The sequence below is a fragment of the Fibrisoma limi BUZ 3 genome (assembly GCF_000296815.2).
Taxonomy (GTDB): Bacteria; Bacteroidota; Bacteroidia; order Cytophagales; family Spirosomataceae; genus Fibrisoma; species Fibrisoma limi.
Window position 1 is genome coordinate 65,893 of sequence record NZ_CAIT01000004.1, and the last position, 18,778, is coordinate 84,670.

The window sequence follows — 18,778 nt, forward strand, 5'->3', positions numbered from 1 at the left end:
ATGATGGATTGCGAGTTTCGTATAAATATTCTGTAGATACATGAAAATCAATTGAGCAAACGGTGTTCCCTGTACAAAAAAGCCACGCTATTGTACAATAGCGTGGCTGCGTAAGCGTAGCGGTCGGAGGGCTAGTTCCCTGCCGTTAGGTTTTTGCCTTCGTTCAGTTCGAACAAATACCCATCGGGATCGGCGAAATAAATCTGAGTGACACCGTCGAAGCGGGTCTGCTTATGAAACGGGATCTTTTTCGCGGTCAGAAAGGCCTCCGACTTTCCTATGTTCTCAACAAACAGGGCAATATGGCTGCCGTTGCGGTCGTGAACGATCTGTTCGGTCCGGCCCGCCAGTAAGTGAATCTGCTGGCCATTACCGATGTCGAACCAGGCCCGGATCGCTTTCAGGTTCTCCGGAACCGGAATGGATTTCAGGCCCAGTACATCGTGGTAAAACGCCGTGCTTGTTGGTATGTCTTTGACGTGTAACGCCAGGTGATTGTGCCGAATAACCCCCAGATTGTCCTGCCCGAATACCGTTCCGGACAGCAACAGAAACACAAAAAGAAGTTTTTTCATACAGCAGAAAGAATTCACTGGTGCAAAACTACCCGGCTTTGCTGGCTTGTCGGTGTTTTCACGGTGAGGACGTACCGTCCGGCCGGTAATCCCCGCATCCCGATCGCCCGGGTGTGCGACCCGGGCGGCAACATGGCTTCGGTGAGTACGCGTACCGCCTGGCCAGACACATTGGTGAACGTCAGCGTAACGGGCCCGGCCAAGGCGGTTCCGAACGAAACGCTGAGCGTTTCGGCCGAAGGATTCGGGAATACCTGAACGGCCAGATCGGTGGCAGCGGGTAAGGCCGTAATGGTGTTGACGTAGTCTACCGTTTTCAGAATGTAGTTGTCGGGATCGATCGCAACGCCCGTGACTGACCCTCGGCCGGTCAGGTTGAACGTCTGATCGGGCCGGTCGTTCAGAACCGTTAGGGTGGTATCGCCCGCAGCCGATTGCACCCGCACCTGGATTGGCATGGTAAAGAACGTCTGCTGACCCGAAGGATTTCCGTTACGTTGTTCGATCCGCAGCGCCACACCACGGGCTGTACCATTGCCGGTATACGAAACCCGGTATGCCGGATAGCCCTCGCCGAATATCCACTGCTGAAAGAAGTACGCCAGGTTTTGATTCGAAACCTGTTCAGCAACGGCCCGGAAATCGTCGGTCAGGGCGGTGCCATAAGCCAGACCCGGGGTAGCCGCATAGGTACGTAGCGTTCGGAAAAACAGGGTATCGCCGACAATACCCCGCAGCATGTGCAGCACAACGGCCCCCTTCGCGTAGGTTCGGTTGTAGGTAAAGATACTGTCTACATTTTCCAGGGACCGGACATACAGCGACCCTTTCGCCGTACGGGCCAGCCGCATGTAGTAGTTGATCAGCGAGGCTGCATTGGCCCGGCCGTTCCTGGCTTCCCGATATACGTATTCGCTGTACGTTGCGAAACCTTCGTTCAGCCAGATACTGTGCCAGTCGCGACAGGTGACCTTGTCGCCGAACCACTGATGGGCCAGTTCATGGGCGATCACACTTGGATCAAACGTACCCATCGAGCTGATCGTCTGGTGCTCCATACCCCCAACTCCAGCCCCAAACTGCGCGTGTCCATACTTCTCGCGCAGGAACGGGTAGGGGCCGTAGCGTTCGGTAAACACCCGCAGCATATCAGGTGTCTGATCCAGATTAGCCTGGTTGTCGGCCAGGGATTCGGGATACAGATAATGCGTAACGGGTAGGGTTACCCCATTGTAGGTAAACGGTGTGTCATAGCGAACGTAGTTGGTCATCGCCACCGAGATAAGGTAATGGGCGATGGGATAGTGATTCCGCCAGCGGTACGTTCGCGTGCCGTCGGGGTTGTCGGCTGTGCTTTCCAGCGTGCCGTTTGACACGGATACGAAGCGGGCCGGAGCTGTGATGCTGACTGCCGAAGAGTCGGCTTTATCGGCGGGGGTGTCTTTGCAGGGGAACCACTCGGGGGCGCTGAACGGCTCGCTTAAACTCCAGATTTCAGGCTCGCGGCTATGAGTGCCAAACACAAATCCACCGAAGCCGCCGGTACCGGGCCGACCTTGGTAAAACACCGTCACGGCCAGCGCCTGCCCCCTGGCGAGGGGTTGCGGGGGCGTAATGGTTAGTTTGTTTTGTTCGTGCCGGAAGGTGAGCCGCTGGTTACCGGCTTTGACCGAATCGACCCGCAGGCCCGCACCCGGCGTTGTGCCGGAACGCAAATCCAGGGCAAAACTGGAGAGCGCCGGCGTCGTGGATTTCAGGCCAATGGTGACCGCAGCCTGTAAATAAGCGGGGGTATGCGTAAGCCGTAGGTCGAGCCCATAGTACGTTACATCGATGCTTGAATCGCCCGGATACATCACCCGCGCCCGCGGATCTGTGGCCAGTCGGCCAAAGTAGCGGACTTTTCCCTGTTGACAGGCCCGAGCGCCGTCATTGGCTTCATCCTGTGCGGAGGCCAGCAGCGGAAACAGCAGCAGAAGGATGAATAGCCGGTAGTTCATGCCACGTATAACGATGCAGAGTAGGGTTCATTGTACAGACAACGGTTAGCCGATCGGCAGTTGCTTCGGGGCGGCAATCGGTTCTTCTGCCTGGGCTTTCAGGGCTTCCAGTTGTTGCTGCTCCGCTTCGGGAAGCTGAAGCTGCCAGCCCATCGAACTGGCCAACTGGTACATCATGTACTGAATCTGGTTGTTGGCTATTTTAGGCAGATCGCTCTGCATGGCCCGTTCGTTCATGGCCTGCTTCGCTTCGTCCAGGATCCGGGTGTAATCTTCGCCGTGGAAATGGTTGAGAATCCCCGCCTGAATGTCGTAGAAGTTATAGTCTGTATCAATGGAGAGGACCTCCGGTGCCGGAAACGATTCAATAATCAGTTTTTTTTCGCCGTTCTCAGGTTGCCGGAAACGTACCTTCGCGAAGTCAAATCCGACCAGTACTTTGGACTTGGCAATGATCATGGCCTTCTTTGGGTCGTTGAACAAGTATAGAATCTTCTTCTGATCCTGGTAGTTGTAAATCTCAGAGAAATACCCTTCGGCCATCACCACCTTAAATACCTTCTCGATGCGTTCGAGCAGCAAGGTCGATTCCCGCCGAACATCCGTTATCCCCGAGCGCTTCCGGAGGACATTCGACAGCGCAACGCCAGCCCCTCCACCAACGATCAGTAAAAGCACAGTAGTCAGAAAATCCATAGTCCACTTAACCGGTTTTGGGTGGGTTTGTTGTAAGTAGAAACGCAGAGAAAACAGAGGTTAGCAGAGAAACGAGAGTTTACCTCTGCGATCTCTATGCTCCTCTGTTTTCTCTGCGTTTACTAAAAAAGCAGTCTACTTCGCGTAGGCCACGGAGCGCATTTCCCGGATCACGGTCACTTTGATCTGGCCGGGATACTGCATTTCCTTCTCAATTTTTTGCGAGATTTCGAACGACAGTGCACTGGCCCGCTCGTCGGTAACGTGGTCGGCATCGACCATAACCCGCAACTCCCGGCCCGCCTGAATGGCGTAGCATTTCGTCACACCCGGGAAGTTGGTAGCCAGTTCTTCAAGCTCTTTCAGCCGTTTGATGTACGACTCCATCATCTCCCGACGAGCACCCGGCCGCGATCCGGACACGGCGTCGCAAACCTGAACAATGGGAGAAATCATGCTGGTCATCTCAATCTCATCGTGGTGAGCACCGATAGCGTTGACGACTTCGGCATTCTCTTTGTATTTCTTGGCCAGCTCCATGCCCAGAATGGCGTGGGGCAGTTCGGCTTCTTCGGGCCATACTTTACCGATGTCGTGCAGCAGACCAGCGCGTTTGGCCAGCTTGGCATTCAGCCCCAGCTCGGCGGCCATGGTGGCTGACAGTTTCGCTACTTCGCGGGAGTGCTGGAGCAGGTTCTGGCCGTAGCTCGACCGGAAACGCATCCGCCCCACCATCTTGATCAGCTCAGGGTGCAGGCCATGAATGCCGAGATCGATAACGGTACGTTCGCCAATCTCTACAATCTCGTCTTCAATGTTTTTGCGGGTTTTGGCCACCACTTCTTCAATGCGGGCGGGGTGAATACGACCATCCTGCACCAGGCGGTGCAGCGACAGTCGGGCAATCTCGCGCCGAACAGGATCAAAACCGGAAATGATGATAGCTTCGGGGGTATCGTCGACAATAATTTCAACGCCCGTAGCGGCTTCGAGCGCCCGGATGTTGCGGCCTTCCCGGCCAATTACTTTGCCCTTAACGTCGTCGGATTCAATGTTGAAAACAGACACGCAGTTTTCGATGGCGTGTTCGGTTGCTGTCCGCTGAATGGTTTCGATAACGACCTTCTTGGCTTCTTTGGTAGCCGTCAGTTTGGCTTCTTCAATAACGTTCTTGACGTAGGACGACGCCCGCGAATCGGCTTCGGCTTTAAGGGTTTCAACAAGCTGGTCACGCGCCTGCTCGGCCGAGAGGTTGGCAATACGTTCGAGTTGCTCGACCTGCTGTGCCCGCATCTGTTCGGCTTCCTGCCGACGGCGCTCAACTTCTTCTTTTCGTTTGTTGAGAGCGTCCTGCTGCTGCGCCAGCGTGTGTTTCTGCTGATCAAGTTCCGCTTCCCGGCGCTTCTGCTGCTCAGCCTGCTGGTTCAGTTGCTGCTCACGCTGCTTGAGCTTGCTTTCGTTCTGAAGGAGTAGATTCTTTTTCTGATTGGTCGTTTCTTCAAATTCAGCTTTTAACTTCAGGTACTTCTCCTTAGCCTCCAGCATCCGGTCTTTCTTGAGGGTTTCGGCCTGTAGCTCCGCGTTTTTCAGGATATTGGCAGCGCGTTCGTCGGCTTCCTGCTCGCGTTTACTGAAAACTTTATACAGCAGTTTCCTGCCGACGTAAATGCCGATGCCCAGCATGACAACATTGTCAAGGAAGAGCATCAGCCAGCTCGATGTATTCATGGTACTTATATCGTTTGGGTTGAACAAATAACCAGCTCAACCTGCCGCGATACAACGTCCCAAACATAAAACTCACTCAATGACCTAACCAGCGGATGTCAGGCCTGTAAGTGCTTGTTTTTAAGACAATCAACAGTCGTTAACTCAATCAAAAATATATTCGCCTTCCGGCGCTTAAAAACACGGATCACACTTACGAAGTAATCGCGGGCGTTACGACCTGATCCAGTTGAGTAATTTTGTCAAAGACCATTCGTTGTAGGCGCTGTATTTGCTGATCGCTCCGCAGCTTCGTTACCAGGCAATCGAAAGCCAGCATTGCCAGCGCATCCTGCGTGTCGCGGACACCCATGTCACGGTATTTTTTCAGCTCTTCCTGAATCAGTCGGCCGGCATCGCGTACCAGCGTTTCGTTGTCAGGCTCGGCTTTTATCCCGTACTCCCGGTCGGCAATTTTAAGGCGAATAGATAGCTCTTCCATCGCTGCGGTTGGTTCGGCATCGTAGACGGCAGAGCGCCCACACACCGGCCCAATTCTGGTTTATGACAAACTACTCAAATGAGCAATACACCGTTCGATTTCCCGGATATACTCGTCGAGTTGTTGTTTTAGTTCGGTACTCGTATCTGTTGCTGACAGATTGTTGCTTACAATCTTACCAATTTCTTTTGACTTCAGAAAGGGTTTATCGGAATTAGCCTGATTTTTGTGCAAACGCTTCACGAGGTTTTCCTGTTCTTTCAAATCCTCCCGCAAACGTTTGTTTTCTCCTTCCAGAAAGTCTACCCGGCGTTTGGCATCGTCACAAACACCTTTCAACAGCCGAATTTTTCGTTCGAGCTGCTCTAAAACGGCGATGATCTGATGTTCGCTGATCATACTTGAGTGATGAAATGATTGACTGAATCAACGCAGGAACCGCCATTCAATCATTCAATTAATCCGGTCATTCAGTTACTTACGTATTACAGCTCCGAGGTCTTTTTCGAAGGTGCTCATCAGGCGCTGCATCGTTTTGTCGATGGCCGCGTCGGTAAGCGTCTGGGTTGGGTCCTGCAACGTAAAACTAACGGAGTAGGACTTTTTGCCCGCACCCAGGTTTTCCCCTTCATATACATCAAACACATTGACCGTGCGCAGTAGTTTCCGCTCGGTCTGATACGCCAGCCGGCTGATCTGTTCAAACGTAACGGCCTGATCCAGTACCAGCGACAGGTCGCGCCGGACTTCCGGGAAACGTGGTACTTCTTCGTAGCGGGCTTTGGCGCTGTATTGCTTCAGCAAGGCTTCCCAATCGAAATCGGCGTAGAAGACCGGTTGCTTCAGATCGACCAGACGCGTCAGTTTCGGCTGCACCAGCCCCAGACTAACCAGTGGTTTTTTGTTAACCAGGTAGGTCAGGCCGTACTGGAACAATGTAGCATCGGCGGGCTGGGTATCGAATGTCCGGATACGGAACAGATTTAACACGCGCTGCACGGCCGTTGCCAGATCATGGAAGGCGATGGGCTGACCCTTCGTCAGCCAGCTCTCAGCCTGCTGGTTGCCCATCATGGCCAGGCTCAATCGCATTTTTTCGACGTATTTACCCGTACCGTTGTCGCTGTCGGCTTTGTAATACACCTTGCCGAATTCGAATACACTCAGGTCTTTCTGGCGCCGGTTGCTGTTGTACACCAGCGTTTCGAGGGCCGAGAACAGCAGCGTCTGCCGCATAACCGACAGTTCTTCGCTCAGCGGATTGAGAAGCGTTACGTCGGCGCCCGGCAGGATTTGCCGAATGGCATTGTGGTAAGACGGACGGGTAAGCGACAGCGTCAGAATTTCAAAGAAACCATTAGCCGCCAATGCCTGTCCGACCCGGCTTTGCAACTGATTAGGGTCCGTGGCCGGAAATTCCGACAGCGAGTCGGCTCCGAGGTGGGCCGACAGCGGTACGTTGTCCAGGCCGTAGATACGCAGAATCTCTTCGGTTACGTCGGCTTCGCGGGTTACGTCGACGCGGTAAGGGGGGACTACGGCAACGAAGCCTTCGTCGGTCCGGTCTTCCGCCTGGATGTCCAACGCTTCGAGAATGCGGTGAATTTCGTCGCGGTCAATTCGGATACCGATCAGCCGGTCCACGTTGCGGTAGCGCACCACTACACGGAACGGCTCAATGGGCTGCGGATAAATATCCGTGATGTCGGAACTGATCGTACCACCGGCTACGGCCTGAATCAGCAGGGCGGCCCGTTTCAGAGCAAAGACCGGCATGTTGGGGTCTGTCCCCCGCTCGAACCGGAACGACGCATCGGTTTTAAGGCCGTGGTGCTGCGCCGTCTTTCGGACGGAGGTCGGCGAGAAATACGCCGATTCCAGAAAAATGCGGGTAGTTGCTGTGGTTACCCCTGACGTTTGTCCACCGAACACACCCGCGATACACATGGCGGCTTCGGCCGGTTCGGCAGCGCCGTTGCAGATCATCAAATCGGTGGCCGTAAGCTTGCGCTCAACACCATCGAGGGTGACAAACGGCGTGCCTTCGGGCAGGGTTTTGACAATGACCTGACCACCCGTGATCTTATCAGCGTCGAAGGCGTGCAGCGGCTGACCAAGGTCGTGGCAAACGAAATTCGTTACGTCGACTACGTTATTGATCGGATTCAGGCCGATGCTCAGCAGGCGTTGCTTCAGCCAGTCGGGCGATTCGCCAACGCTCAGGCCGCTGATCGTCAGGCCGGTGTAACGCGGGCAGGCTTCCGGAGCTTCTACCCGTACGTCGAGCGTCAGGTCCTGGTTCTGCACCGCAAAGGCATCGACTGACGGCCAGCGCAGGGGGCGGTTCAGGGCTGCTTTCAGGTCGCGGGCCACACCCAGGTGCGAAGCCGCATCAATACGGTTCGGCGTCAGGCCGATGGCGATCTGGTAATCAGCTTCCAGATTGAAGTAGCTGGCTGCAGGCGTACCATTCGGTACATCGGTGTCCAGCACCATGATACCGGCATGGGACGTGCCCAGCCCGATCTCATCCTCGGCGCAGATCATACCTTCCGAAGCTGCTCCCCGAATCTTGGCTTTCTTGATCTGGAACGGTTCGGCAGGCGTGCCTGCGCCGTTTGTTGGGTGGAGGGTAGCTCCGACCAGCGCAACGACCACTTTCTGCCCGGCCGCTACGTTGGGCGCTCCGCAAACGATGTTGAGGGGCTGATCCCCACCTACATCGACCGTCGTGATGCTTAGTTTATCGGCGTCAGGGTGTTTTTCGCACGTCAGCACCTGGCCAATTACAACGCCTGCCAGGCCGCCCGGTATGGCTTCTATTTTTTCTATGCCTTCAACTTCCAGTCCCGTGCCTGTCAGGCGTTTCCCAACTTCTTCGGGCGATTCGGGCAACTCAATGTACTCCTGTAACCACTTATAAGAAACTTCCATACGGCGGCAATTCGAAAATAAGGGCAAAGGTAGGGAAAAGGAGGAAGGGGGGAAAGGGAGGAGAGGAGAAAGGGGTGGAAAGGAGAAAGGGGAGGAAAGGAGGAGGAGAGGAGAAAGGGGAGAAGGGAATAGAGGGAACTAGATGTTGGTAATCCCGTATCCATATTCCTTTCTCCTTTTCTCCCCTTCCTCCTTTCCTCCTTTTTCAATGATACCGCTCTCCGGCTTTTATGGCGATGGGCAGGGTGTTTTCGGCGGGGGGGAGCGGACAGGCAAACGTCGGATTGTAGGCGCAGTATGGATTGTAGGCTGCGTTGAAATCCAGCGTTACACGGTTGTCGGTCACGTCGTCGAGGGCAAGTTCGAGGTAGCGGCCACCGCCGTACGTTTCGTTGCCGGAGGTGGCGTCGCGGAACTGTATTGCGTATGTTTCGCCCTGTTTGACGACCAGCAGTCGGTGTGCTTCGCCGTTGAGGCTAAATACGGCATGAGCAAACTTATCATACACCTCCTCACTGCCGTCGGTCATGCGTATGATGAGCTTCTGCGATTTGTCGGCGAAGGGTTCGAGCCGGGCCGATACCCGGTAGCCAAGGTCTGGCGTAAAATACCTAAGGCCTCTGAAACTGGCTTTGTCTGTAATCGGCGACTGTTCGCTGGTGCGGAAAAACTCATCCTTACGTTTGCGCTCCGCATCAATCTGCTGGCGGTACGTCTCAGGCTCAAGTACTTCGTCGACACCCCCGCCTGAGGTCATATTACCCCCGTCGAAGAAGCTGTAATACAGCACCACTAAGGCCACCAGGAACAGGCCGGTCAAAAAGAATTTATTTTTTAACATAGCATTTAAAACAAAAGCTGGTCTTCAACGAATTATAAAATACAGGCTTGATGTCTATATTTAATGGGTTTTTAATGTGATATGTTGCAATGTGTATTCGGGGAGGTTCTTTGTAGTGACATGTCATCATATTACTTTCCAGGCGTTTCTTGCGTGTTTCTACTTATATTTGATCCCGCTTATAGCGTAGATTAGTCCCACTAAATAAATTCATTGCAACGTTCAATGGCGCAACTGCACGAATTAAAAACCTTTGTTTCGGAAAAGGGAAACCTGACCGTGTTTGAGAATATCATTCCCGGAACCATCCAGCGGGTTTTTTACATCTACGAAGCTGGGCAAAGTCCGCGCGCAGGACATCGCCATCATCGGGCCTGGAATGCGCTGGTCTGTCTGTCGGGTAGCTGCCGGGTTTATTGTCACAACGGGCAGGCTGAAACGACGTATCGGCTGACCAATCCCCGGCAGTGTCTGGTGCTGGAACCGGAAGACTGGCACATCATGGACGAGTTTTCGGAGGACGCTATTCTGCTGGTTGTTTCCAATGAACCTTACGACAAAGACGACTACATCTACGACCCTTACCCGAACAGCCGGGTGCTGGCGGCTTCGGAATGATTCCCTTTCTTGATCTTAAACGAATTAACGAACCGTATCAGGCCCAGATCAGTGCAGCTACCGAACGAGTGATTCAATCGGGCTGGTACATTCTGGGGGAGGAGGTTCAAGCCTTTGAGCTGCAATACGCCCGCTACTGCGGTACTCGCCATTGCATTGGTGTTGCCAACGGGCTGGAAGCGCTGACACTCGTCCTGAAAGCGTGGAATTTCCCGATGGGCAGTGAGGTTATTGTTCCGTCCAATGCGTATATAGCTTCCGTGCTGAGCGTCACGCACGCCGGCCTGACGCCCGTCTGGGTGGAGCCAGATCCACGTACTTATCTGCTCGATCCTGCTCGCATTGAAGCGGCCATTACGCCCCGCACCCGCGCTATTCTGCCCGTTCATCTCTACGGCCGCTGCTGCGACATGAGCCCGATTATGAAACTCGCCCAACGCTACAACCTGAACGTGCTGGAAGATGCGGCTCAGGCCCATGGCGCTACGTATGAAAGTCGATCGGCCGGGAGCCTGGGAGATGCCGCCGGCTGGAGTTTTTACCCGAGTAAGAACTTAGGAGCTATCGGTGATGCAGGGGCCATCACCACCAATGACGACGAGCTGGCTGAACGGCTTCGGGCCTGGCGTAACTACGGGTCGGCACAGCGCTACGTGAACGAGTATGCCGGGCATAACAGTCGGCTCGACGAGTTACAGGCGGCTGTTTTATCCGTAAAATTAGCCAATCTGGCTGCCGACAATGAGCGCCGACGAACATTAGCGCGGCTGTATCTGGCCGAACTTGGGCCGACAGTACTTCTGCCGCCTGCTGATCAGGTCGATTGTGATGCCTGGCATTTGTTCGTAATTCGTGTACCGGGCGATACGGCAGGTAGTTCCCGGCGTGATGCGTTGCGGGTGTATCTGCGTGAACGCGGGATCGGTACGGACGTGCATTATCCCATTCCGCCCCACCATCAGCGGGCGTATGCAGCCCATGCAGCCGTATCGCTGCCTATTTCCGAGCAACTTCATCGGGAGGTGGTTAGCCTGCCGCTTAATCCCAGCCTGACCGACGAAGAGGTGATGCAGGTGATTGACGCGGTAAACCAGTTTGGTCGTTAATTTGTCCGCATGAAACTGAGCGTCGTTATCCCCGTTTACAACAGCGAGCGAACCATTGGGCCGTTGGTGGAGCGCTTACAAACGGCGCTACAAGCCATTTCGTTTGAGGTCGTTCTGGTCAACGACGGCAGTCGCGACGACTCCGAAGCGGCTTGTCTGGCTTTGGAAGATCGATTCGACAACGTGCAGTTTGTCTCACTGCGCCGGAATTTCGGCGAATTCAATGCCGTGCTGTGTGGGCTTAATCAGACCGAAGGGCAGTACGTCGTGATCATCGACGACGATTTTCAGAATCCACCGGAAGCCATCACCACGCTGCTCGAAACGGCCGAGGCAGGTCGGTATGACGTGGTCTACAGCCGCTACGCCGAAAAAAAACACAACTGGTTTCGCAACCTGGGGAGTCGACTAGTCAACACATTGACAACCTATTCGTTAGGAAAGCCTTCCGGCCTGTACCTGTCCAGTTTTAAACTGATCCACCGCGACGTTGTGGCTGAGATCAGAAAATACCAGGGACCGTATCCGTACATCGACGGCCTGATTTTTCGCGTGACCCGCAACGTGGGCAGTGTCGAAGTTCCGCATGACCCGCGTCGCGACGGCCAGTCGAACTACACCCTCAAAAAACTGGTGTCGCTGTTCCTGAACATATTGATCGGCTATTCACTCTGGCCGTTGCGGGTGTTCACGATGTTGGGCGTAGGGCTGTTTGGCCTGGGTTTGCTGCTGGGCTTCGGCCTGCTGGTGGCGTCGGTCGCGACTGCGTACAGCGTTGCGGGCTGGCAGATCGTCATCTGGGCGGTACTGACCCTGGCGGGTTTGCAATGCCTGTTTATCGGGGTGCTGGGCGAGTATGTCGGTAAACTGTTCATGGCCCACAGCGGTCTGCCACCTTATGTGATAAAAAAAGGAGAACGGAGGAAGGGTGTAAGGGAGGACAGGGTGGAGCCGTAAGCTGTTTCCCCTCCTCCGTTCTGCCTTTCCTCCCCTTCTTCCTCTTCTTTTATGTTCGACAAACAGGACGAATACGAAAAAATGTTTCGCCTGGAGCAGCGGCTCTGGTGGTATCGGATTTTGCACGAAAGCGTAGAACAGGCGTTGCACCAACAGTTCGGTGCGCGACGAGATATACAGATTCTCGATGCTGGTTGCGGGACGGGCGGGTTGCTGGATTTTTTGCGCCGGAAGGGATACGATCACTTGCGGGGGATCGACGGATCGGTCGATGCGGTCGCATTCTGTCACGAACGCGGCCTGAACGTAACGCGCGTAAACCTCAATGATCTGGCTGCGTACGACCCTCATCAGCAGGTCGACGCCATTGTCTGCAACGACGTGTTCTGCTACTTCGATGACGCTGCCCTGACCCGACTGTTGACCGAGTTTGCCCGCCGACTGCGACCGGGGGGGCTGCTCATCAGTAACAACAACGCCTTCAACGTATTTCGGGGGCAGCACGATCTGGCCGTCGGTAGTACCCGCCGATTCGTTCGGGCGGATTTTGAGCAATTGCTGCCCAAAGCCAACCTGACCCTCCAATCCGCTACGTACTGGAGTCTGGCGCTGTCGCCCCTGATTCTGGCTATCCGGCAGTGGCAAAATCTGCAACTACGGCTCGGCTGGCGAACGGCCGACGCTCCCGGTTCGGACGTTTATTTTCCTGGGGAGGTTGTCAACGAAGCGCTGTATCGGGTCGTTAAAATCGAGCGCCGGGTGTTACCCCGAACGCCTTTTGGCAGTTCGCTGTTTATAACTGGCGGTAGGCAGTAGGCAGCCGAAAAGAGCGTAGCTCACCCGCCAACCCATTTCACATTTACGGAATTATGTTCACTGGCATTGTAGAAACCACCGGTACTGTTTCGGCGATTGAAGCCGAAGGGACTAACCTTACATTTCGGATCGAATCATCGATGGCTCCTGAGCTGAAAGTTGATCAGAGTGTTAACCACAACGGCGTCTGCCTGACCGTTACGAGTGTTGCGGGCGACAGCTATACGGTAACGGCTGTTGACGAAACCTTGCAGAAAACCAATCTGGGGCGGCTCAAACCCGGCGACCGCGTGAATCTGGAACGCTGCATGCCCGCTACCGGCCGCTTTGATGGCCATATCGTGCAGGGGCACGTCGATCAGACCGGAATCTGCACCAATGTGCAGGATATGAACGGTAGCTGGCTGTTTGATTTTCAGTACGATCCGAATGCGGCCGGAAACGTAACCGTCGAAAAAGGATCGATTTGTATCAATGGCGTCAGTTTAACCGTTTTTAACTCACACGACGACGGCTTCCGGGTGACGATCATCCCGTACACCTACGAGCACACTACGTTTCGGGATCTGAAAGCCGGGGACGTAGTCAATCTGGAGTTCGACATCGTTGGAAAGTATATCAAAAAAATGCTGGCGGGCTATCGGTAAGCAGTCCGATTCCGCTATTTTTACCAATCAGATTAACTGTTTACGGTTTACAGTTCACGGGTTTCCGTCAGAGGTGCCGCCAACAGGAAGGCCGTGAACCGTAAACAGAAAACCGTAAGCCCACGTAATTGAATGACGAAAATCAGCACCCGATCCCCTTTTGACCTGCTGATTCACATTGGCATCATCCTGGCCCTGGTGGGCGTTCTTTTCCTCGGTTTCTTTTTTGTGTACCTGCCGTTCACGACCAATCACGGTCAGACGATCACCGTGCCGGACGTAACGAAAATGAGCCTGAATGAGGTGCAGACGTTTCTGGGAGACCGCAATCTTCGGTATGAGGTGACCACCGACTGTACGTTTGTGGCGGGGGCTGAACCCCTGACAGTGTATGCGCAGTACCCACGGCCGAACACCAAAGTGAAGGAAGGCCGAAAAGTTTACCTGACGCTGATCAAGCGCGTTCCTCCCACGGTCGGGATGCCTGATCTGATCAACCTGACGTATCGTAGCGCCGAATTGAACCTGCGCTCGGCCGGTCTGGTGGTTGGTGAGCGCAAATACGTCCCCGACGTTGCCAAAAACGCGGTGCTGGGACAGTTCTACAACGGCAAGGAAATTGTGGCCGGTACACCCGTTCCGAAAGGTGCTAAAATCGACCTCGAAATTGGCGATGGGCTCGGCAGTACGATATTTGAAGTTCCCAACGTTATAGGTAAGCCGCTGGATGAGGCCGTTACGATCATCGTAGGGTCTGACCTGAAAGTAGGTACCAAAATCTCGGTCGATGATCCCGAAAAAGAAGTAGGAACGGTGGTCCGGCAGAAACCCGAAGCCCGACCCGGCGAACGCATCCGGGTGGGCGAGAAGATTGACTTATGGGTGGTCGGGCCGATAGAACCGGACTGAGCGGAGCGCGACGAGCCTAATCCTTATGAACCTGATTTCTCTGTCTTTGCTGTCATACCGGGGCCCTGCCGGACGCGTGCTGCGGCCGGGTCTCCTCCTGATCGTTGCCTGGCTGCTCCATACCAGCGCCTTTGCCCAACTGGCTTTACCTTTTTTTGAAGACTTCTCAACGGCCCAGGGGCGCCCCGGACTCGACCGGCCCGATCCGGCCCGCTGGCAACCCGGCAGTGGGGTGTACATCAATAACACGCTGGCCATCAACCAGCCAACCGTCAACGTAGCGTCGTTTGACGGGCTTCGTGCCGATGGCCTGCCTTACGTCCGGAACAATCAGTTTGCGCAGGGCTACACCGATACACTGACGTCGTTACCCATCAACCTGGGTGGACTCACCCCGGCTGATTCGGTTTACCTGAGTTTCTACTGGCAGATACGTGGTCTGGGCGAAGCTCCCGATCCTGGCGATTCGCTCACGCTCCAGTTCCGGGATCAGGCCGGTGCCTGGCGAACAGTCTGGTTTGCGGTGGGTGGCGAACCAAACAACAATTTCAACCAGGTTTTTGTGGCTGTTCGCACGGCGAATTACCTGCACGCTGGCTTTCAGTTTCGGTTCCGTTCGTTCGGCCGGGAAAGTGGTCCCTTCGATACGTGGAGCATCGACTATATCTACCTGAATCGGGGCCGTACGGCGGGCGACCGGTTTGTAAAGGACGTAGCCGCCCGGCAGGCTCCCAGCCCGCTGCTGAAGCGGTACACGGCCATGCCATTAACACAGTTTCTGGTTAATCCAGCCGCTGAGCTGGCCGATTCCGTCACAACGGATATCAATAACCTGTTCAACAATTTTAACTTCACAACGTACCGCTTCACGGTACGCGACGAACTGACGGGGCAAGTGCTGCAGGACACGCCCAGCCAGGCTTCCGTGTTGATTCAGGCCCTAAGTTCCCAACTAAAAAGCGCACGGCCTGTCATTACGGGCGGAGGGCTGGCGTCTGCTACCCGGGCCGTGTTACGTTACAAATTCGACGTATTGACCACCGACGATCAGAACCCCTCAATCCCTGGGGTTAATCTGCGCCGGAACGATACCATCTCGGGCGTAACGACACTGGATGATTATTACGCTTACGACGACGGTTCGGCCGAGTTTGGGGTGCAGATAGGTCCCCGCGAACGGTGGGCGGTTCGGTTCGTCGCCAGCAAGCCCGACGTAGTGTCGGGTGTGCGGGTGTGCGTGCTGCCTTTCCGGACCAATCAGACCGGCCAGCCGTTTGTGCTTACCGTCTACAGCAACAGCAACGGGCGACCCGGTACGGCCGTTTATCAGAAGTCATTTGCGACTCAGTATCCGCCGAACCGCAACGGGTTCGTCGACTTACGGTTCGACCGGAGCATCTCCGTACGGGATACATTCTACATTGGCTATCAGCAGATCAGCATCAGCGATACGACGTTCTTCCGGATCGGTTTCGACAAGAACAGTCCGTTTGGTGACCAGATTTTCTACAACGGTGGCAGCAACTGGGATCAGAACCTGAGTTCTCCTGCCCTGAGCCTTCGGGGAGCGTTTATGCTCAGACCCGTGATGGGTGGTCGACCGGATACGGTTGTGACGGCCCTGCCGCAGCCCGAAGCGATTCGGCCGCTGATGGTGTTTCCAAATCCGAGCCGTGGCGAAATCCGCTGGGAGAATGAACGATTGACACGGATTGACGTGCTGGACCTGAGCGGGCGGCTGCTGTACGAGTTTAGCCCGGCGCGTGGTCAGCAAACGGCCGATCTGAGCCATCTGCGGGACGGCTTGTACCTGCTTCGCCTGTTCGACGACCGCCGAACGGTGGTGCAGAAGCTAATAATTCAAAAATAGCCCTGTTAATTCTGCCCGGTAAGTGTTAGACTTGCTGCCGTAGATCCCGGCAAGGTGTTCCCAACGTGAATTTCTCTGGCCGGTTTTTACGTTTGACCATCAATAGCCAGTAAAAACACACGTCATGGATATTACCGTACAGGAGCTGAAAGAGCGGCTCGACAAGGGCGAACAACTGAACATCATCGACGTTCGTGAGCCGAATGAATACGAAGAATATAACATTGGTGCCAAACTGATTCCGCTGGGCGAACTGCCGTACCGTGTCGATGAACTCGACGGGCTGCAGGACGAAGAAGTGATTGTGCATTGCCGGTCAGGTGCCCGTAGTGCCCGCGCCCAGCAATTTCTGGAAGAAAACGGCTTCAATAACGTCCGCAACGTCACCGGTGGCATGCTGGCCTACCAGGCTCTTTAGTCTGAACCGCCGGGCGGGGTCGTCCGGCGGTTCAAATACTCTATTATCCCTTCCCCATCCTCCGCGCTGAACCAGTGAAAGTCGCCCTGGTGGCGGAACCACGTCAACTGGCGCTTGGCGTAACGTCGGGAGTTGCGTTTGAGCAGACGTACCATCTCTTCGTAGTTGTAAGTACCGTCCAGATAAGCAAAGACCTCTTTGTAGCCGACCGTCTGAAGGGCGTTATGAGCGCGGTAGGGCAGGAGTGAGCGAACTTCATCGACCAGACCGGCCGCCAGCATCGCGTCCATTCGCTGGTCGATGCGTTCATAAAGTTCCTCGCGGGGCCGGTCGAGGGCAACCAGCACCGACCGAAACGGCCGCTCGGCCACTTCCTGCCGCCGGAACGACGAATACGGCTGGCCCGTAGCCAGGCATACCTCCAGGGCCCGTACGACCCGCTGTACGTTCTGCATATCGACGGTCTGTGCATAAACCGGGTCGAGGTAGCGTAACTCTGCCTGTAGAACTGATAGTCCCTCCGTTTGTAACCGGGCCATGAGCTGTTCCCGTAAGGCTGTTTCGGTCGAGGGCATTTCGTCCAGCCCGTAGCATACAGCATTGATGTACAGCCCCGTTCCACCCGAAAGAATAACCACGTCTTTGTTCTGAAACAACTGATCGAGCAGCGCCAGGGCTTCCCGTTCGTACTGCCCGGCGCTGACGAGTTCCGTAATTGAATGGGAGTTGATAAAATGATGCCGGACACCATCCATCTCGGCGGGGGTTGGCTTGGCCGTACCGATCGTCAGCTCGCGGTACAGTTGGCGTGAGTCGGCGGAGACCACATCGGTTTGAAGCGTTTTGGCCAACTGCACGCACAGTGACGTTTTTCCAACGGCTGTAGGGCCGGCAATGACAAGCAGTGTCCTGGACAAAGAAGTGAGAAAGCTTAATTTATTAACAAAAGTAACCAATTCAGGCTTTCTCTATTGAACCACGTACCAGAGCCAATTCGTACCCAATATTTCGAGGGTTTAGTAACATGATTGATTCGTAGATAGTTATGAAATTAACGGGCCGGAAAACTGAGTAGTTTTCCGGAAAATATACTTATTTATCGACTTGTTTATATATTTGCCTGATTAATCAAGTGCTTACAAATCAGTAAGTTACCCACCAAAAGGTTAGAATAAGCCTTATCTATGAATGAACCAAGTCAGCGTACACTGAAATCCGACGAAACCACCCAGCTTGTACTTAAGAAGACGTTAGATATTGTATGTGGTAAATGGCGTCTGTACATTATTTTCCAGCTTACCGACCAGGCTTGCCGCTACGGCGAATTGCGTCGGCGAATACCGCAGGTCAGCGAAAAAGTGCTTGTCCAGGAGTTGAAAGAACTGGTTGGATTGGGGGTTATCGAAAAAACAACGTACAACGAAACGCCCCCGCGCGTTGAGTACCGCCTGACGGAGCGGGGGCGTAAAGTACTGCCTATTTTGTTGCAACTTAAAACCGTAGGCGAAACGTTTCTTGAGGTGTAATCCCAGGCCATGGGTAACTATTCTTACCTTCGTAACGTTATTCAAGCGAATAGCGACGAAGGTAAGAATGATCAATTGGTTCAGTTATTTATGGCTTGGAACGGTTTGGCTGCTGGGTTTTAGTACCGGCGAAGCCGAGCGACGGCCTGTTTCTGCGCGTACTGATCGGCCTTCTACAACGACCTATACTACGTCGCTGCGATACAATATTTATACGTTCAACGTTTCTTCGGCCGATAGTGGAGCCGTTCGGGAACTCACGGTGAAAGCTTACCGGGGCGAATTACTGCTAACCAATTTCAAAACCCGTATCGACGGGGCTGTGGTGAACGCCGAGGTTGCGGATCTGGATAACAACCGGTTTCCGGAGTTGTACGTGTATTCGACCAGCAACGGAAGCGGGTCGTTTGGTCGCGTATACGCATGGCAGTTCCTCCTTGAACGAAAAGCCGACATCCGGGTGGTAGACTGGCAGAAACCCGACGAAGGGTATATGGGCCACGATAGCCTCTGGGTTGAACGCAATATCCTCTGCCGCAAGTTTCCACTCTACCAGTCGGGCGATGTGAACGCCGAACCTACCGGGGGCGACAGGATGATGCGCTACCGACTGCAACCGGCCGGAGAAGCGTTCACGCTGGTGGCTGAGGAGTGAG

General features: G+C 54.5%; 19 protein-coding genes. 10 read left to right on the forward strand and 9 right to left on the reverse strand.

Annotated elements, in window-relative coordinates; translation table 11 throughout:
• Positions 1-131: 131 nt before the first annotated feature.
• The 8 genes from BN8_RS00795 to BN8_RS00830 form a co-directional block, all read right to left on the reverse strand.
• A complete protein-coding gene (locus BN8_RS00795; protein WP_009279853.1) occupies positions 132-575 on the reverse strand; it encodes a VOC family protein in 444 nt (147 codons plus the stop codon).
• A gap of 14 nt (positions 576-589) precedes the next feature.
• Complete coding sequence (locus BN8_RS00800; RefSeq protein WP_009279854.1) at positions 590-2,575, reverse strand: M1 family aminopeptidase; 1,986 nt, start codon at positions 2,573-2,575, stop codon at positions 590-592.
• Between the two features lie 45 nt (positions 2,576-2,620).
• Entirely contained in the window at positions 2,621-3,271 is a 651-nt protein-coding gene (locus BN8_RS00805) for a DUF4230 domain-containing protein (protein WP_009279855.1), read from the reverse strand.
• Positions 3,272-3,406: 135 nt separating this feature from the next.
• Positions 3,407-4,999, reverse strand: a complete 1,593-nt coding sequence (gene rny, locus BN8_RS00810) for a ribonuclease Y (RefSeq protein WP_009279856.1) — start codon at positions 4,997-4,999, stop codon at positions 3,407-3,409.
• Positions 5,000-5,192: 193 nt separating this feature from the next.
• The gene (locus BN8_RS00815) at positions 5,193-5,480 is read right to left on the reverse strand and encodes a cell division protein ZapA (RefSeq protein WP_009279857.1); all 288 of its coding nucleotides are present in this window, start codon (positions 5,478-5,480) and stop codon (positions 5,193-5,195) included.
• A 60-nt stretch (positions 5,481-5,540) separates the two neighbouring features.
• Positions 5,541-5,879 carry a hypothetical protein gene (locus BN8_RS00820; RefSeq protein ID WP_009279858.1) on the reverse strand — a complete coding sequence of 113 codons (339 nt, stop codon included), beginning with the start codon at positions 5,877-5,879 and terminating at the stop codon, positions 5,541-5,543.
• A 75-nt stretch (positions 5,880-5,954) separates the two neighbouring features.
• Positions 5,955-8,414, reverse strand: a complete 2,460-nt coding sequence (pheT, locus tag BN8_RS00825; RefSeq protein ID WP_009279859.1) for a phenylalanine--tRNA ligase subunit beta — start codon at positions 8,412-8,414, stop codon at positions 5,955-5,957.
• 205 nt (positions 8,415-8,619) lie between these two features.
• A complete protein-coding gene (locus BN8_RS00830) occupies positions 8,620-9,255 on the reverse strand; it encodes a DUF1684 domain-containing protein (RefSeq protein WP_009279860.1) in 636 nt (211 codons plus the stop codon).
• Positions 9,256-9,480: 225 nt separating this feature from the next.
• Here BN8_RS00830 and BN8_RS00835 point away from each other — a divergent pair, with 225 nt between their 5' ends.
• From BN8_RS00835 to BN8_RS00870, 8 genes are all read left to right on the forward strand, one after another.
• Positions 9,481-9,873 (forward strand): sugar 3,4-ketoisomerase, encoded by a 393-nt coding sequence (locus tag BN8_RS00835; RefSeq protein WP_009279861.1) that lies wholly within the window; start codon positions 9,481-9,483, stop codon positions 9,871-9,873.
• Complete coding sequence (locus BN8_RS00840) at positions 9,870-10,979, forward strand: DegT/DnrJ/EryC1/StrS family aminotransferase (RefSeq protein ID WP_009279862.1); 1,110 nt, start codon at positions 9,870-9,872, stop codon at positions 10,977-10,979. The genes BN8_RS00835 and BN8_RS00840 overlap by 4 nt, the downstream gene beginning before the upstream one ends.
• A 9-nt stretch (positions 10,980-10,988) precedes the next feature.
• Complete coding sequence (locus tag BN8_RS00845; RefSeq protein WP_009279863.1) at positions 10,989-11,936, forward strand: glycosyltransferase family 2 protein; 948 nt, start codon at positions 10,989-10,991, stop codon at positions 11,934-11,936.
• 51 nt (positions 11,937-11,987) lie between these two features.
• Positions 11,988-12,752 (forward strand): class I SAM-dependent DNA methyltransferase, encoded by a 765-nt coding sequence (locus BN8_RS00850; protein ID WP_009279864.1) that lies wholly within the window; start codon positions 11,988-11,990, stop codon positions 12,750-12,752.
• Between the two features lie 53 nt (positions 12,753-12,805).
• Positions 12,806-13,399 carry a riboflavin synthase gene (locus BN8_RS00855; protein ID WP_009279865.1) on the forward strand — a complete coding sequence of 198 codons (594 nt, stop codon included), beginning with the start codon at positions 12,806-12,808 and terminating at the stop codon, positions 13,397-13,399.
• 132 nt (positions 13,400-13,531) lie between these two features.
• A complete protein-coding gene (locus BN8_RS00860; RefSeq protein WP_009279867.1) occupies positions 13,532-14,308 on the forward strand; it encodes a PASTA domain-containing protein in 777 nt (258 codons plus the stop codon).
• A gap of 25 nt (positions 14,309-14,333) precedes the next feature.
• Positions 14,334-16,178 (forward strand): T9SS type A sorting domain-containing protein, encoded by a 1,845-nt coding sequence (locus tag BN8_RS00865; RefSeq protein WP_009279868.1) that lies wholly within the window; start codon positions 14,334-14,336, stop codon positions 16,176-16,178.
• Positions 16,179-16,302: 124 nt separating this feature from the next.
• The gene (locus BN8_RS00870) at positions 16,303-16,596 is read left to right on the forward strand and encodes a rhodanese-like domain-containing protein (RefSeq protein WP_009279869.1); all 294 of its coding nucleotides are present in this window, start codon (positions 16,303-16,305) and stop codon (positions 16,594-16,596) included.
• Here BN8_RS00870 and miaA read toward each other — a convergent pair.
• Positions 16,593-17,513, reverse strand: coding sequence for a tRNA (adenosine(37)-N6)-dimethylallyltransferase MiaA (gene miaA / locus BN8_RS00875; RefSeq protein WP_040005209.1), 921 nt, complete (start codon positions 17,511-17,513; stop codon positions 16,593-16,595). The genes BN8_RS00870 and miaA overlap by 4 nt on opposite strands.
• A gap of 267 nt (positions 17,514-17,780) precedes the next feature.
• Here miaA and BN8_RS00880 point away from each other — a divergent pair, with 267 nt between their 5' ends.
• Positions 17,781-18,122 carry a winged helix-turn-helix transcriptional regulator gene (locus BN8_RS00880; protein WP_009279871.1) on the forward strand — a complete coding sequence of 114 codons (342 nt, stop codon included), beginning with the start codon at positions 17,781-17,783 and terminating at the stop codon, positions 18,120-18,122.
• Between the two features lie 67 nt (positions 18,123-18,189).
• Positions 18,190-18,777: a hypothetical protein gene (locus BN8_RS00885; RefSeq protein ID WP_009279872.1), complete on the forward strand. Its 588-nt coding sequence runs from the start codon at positions 18,190-18,192 to the stop codon at positions 18,775-18,777.
• The last annotated feature ends 1 nt before the right edge of the window (position 18,778 follow it).

Excerpts from the sequence above, each read along its gene's own strand:
- BN8_RS00795 (WP_009279853.1), bottom strand. The coding sequence starts at position 575 with ATGAAAAAACTTCTTTTTGTGTTTCTGTTGCTGTCCGGAACGGTATTC.
- rny (WP_009279856.1), bottom strand. The coding sequence starts at position 4,999 with ATGAATACATCGAGCTGGCTGATGCTCTTCCTTGACAATGTTGTCATG.
- BN8_RS00835 (WP_009279861.1), top strand. The coding sequence starts at position 9,481 with ATGGCGCAACTGCACGAATTAAAAACCTTTGTTTCGGAAAAGGGAAAC.
- BN8_RS00805 (WP_009279855.1), bottom strand. The coding sequence starts at position 3,271 with ATGGATTTTCTGACTACTGTGCTTTTACTGATCGTTGGTGGAGGGGCT.
- BN8_RS00880 (WP_009279871.1), top strand. The coding sequence starts at position 17,781 with ATGAATGAACCAAGTCAGCGTACACTGAAATCCGACGAAACCACCCAG.
- BN8_RS00860 (WP_009279867.1), top strand. The coding sequence starts at position 13,532 with ATGACGAAAATCAGCACCCGATCCCCTTTTGACCTGCTGATTCACATT.
- pheT (WP_009279859.1), bottom strand. The coding sequence starts at position 8,414 with ATGGAAGTTTCTTATAAGTGGTTACAGGAGTACATTGAGTTGCCCGAA.
- BN8_RS00815 (WP_009279857.1), bottom strand. The coding sequence starts at position 5,480 with ATGGAAGAGCTATCTATTCGCCTTAAAATTGCCGACCGGGAGTACGGG.
- BN8_RS00830 (WP_009279860.1), bottom strand. The coding sequence starts at position 9,255 with ATGTTAAAAAATAAATTCTTTTTGACCGGCCTGTTCCTGGTGGCCTTA.
- BN8_RS00885 (WP_009279872.1), top strand. The coding sequence starts at position 18,190 with ATGATCAATTGGTTCAGTTATTTATGGCTTGGAACGGTTTGGCTGCTG.
- BN8_RS00870 (WP_009279869.1), top strand. The coding sequence starts at position 16,303 with ATGGATATTACCGTACAGGAGCTGAAAGAGCGGCTCGACAAGGGCGAA.
- BN8_RS00840 (WP_009279862.1), top strand. The coding sequence starts at position 9,870 with ATGATTCCCTTTCTTGATCTTAAACGAATTAACGAACCGTATCAGGCC.
- BN8_RS00850 (WP_009279864.1), top strand. The coding sequence starts at position 11,988 with ATGTTCGACAAACAGGACGAATACGAAAAAATGTTTCGCCTGGAGCAG.
- BN8_RS00820 (WP_009279858.1), bottom strand. The coding sequence starts at position 5,879 with ATGATCAGCGAACATCAGATCATCGCCGTTTTAGAGCAGCTCGAACGA.
- BN8_RS00865 (WP_009279868.1), top strand. The coding sequence starts at position 14,334 with ATGAACCTGATTTCTCTGTCTTTGCTGTCATACCGGGGCCCTGCCGGA.
- BN8_RS00855 (WP_009279865.1), top strand. The coding sequence starts at position 12,806 with ATGTTCACTGGCATTGTAGAAACCACCGGTACTGTTTCGGCGATTGAA.
- BN8_RS00845 (WP_009279863.1), top strand. The coding sequence starts at position 10,989 with ATGAAACTGAGCGTCGTTATCCCCGTTTACAACAGCGAGCGAACCATT.
- BN8_RS00800 (WP_009279854.1), bottom strand. The coding sequence starts at position 2,575 with ATGAACTACCGGCTATTCATCCTTCTGCTGCTGTTTCCGCTGCTGGCC.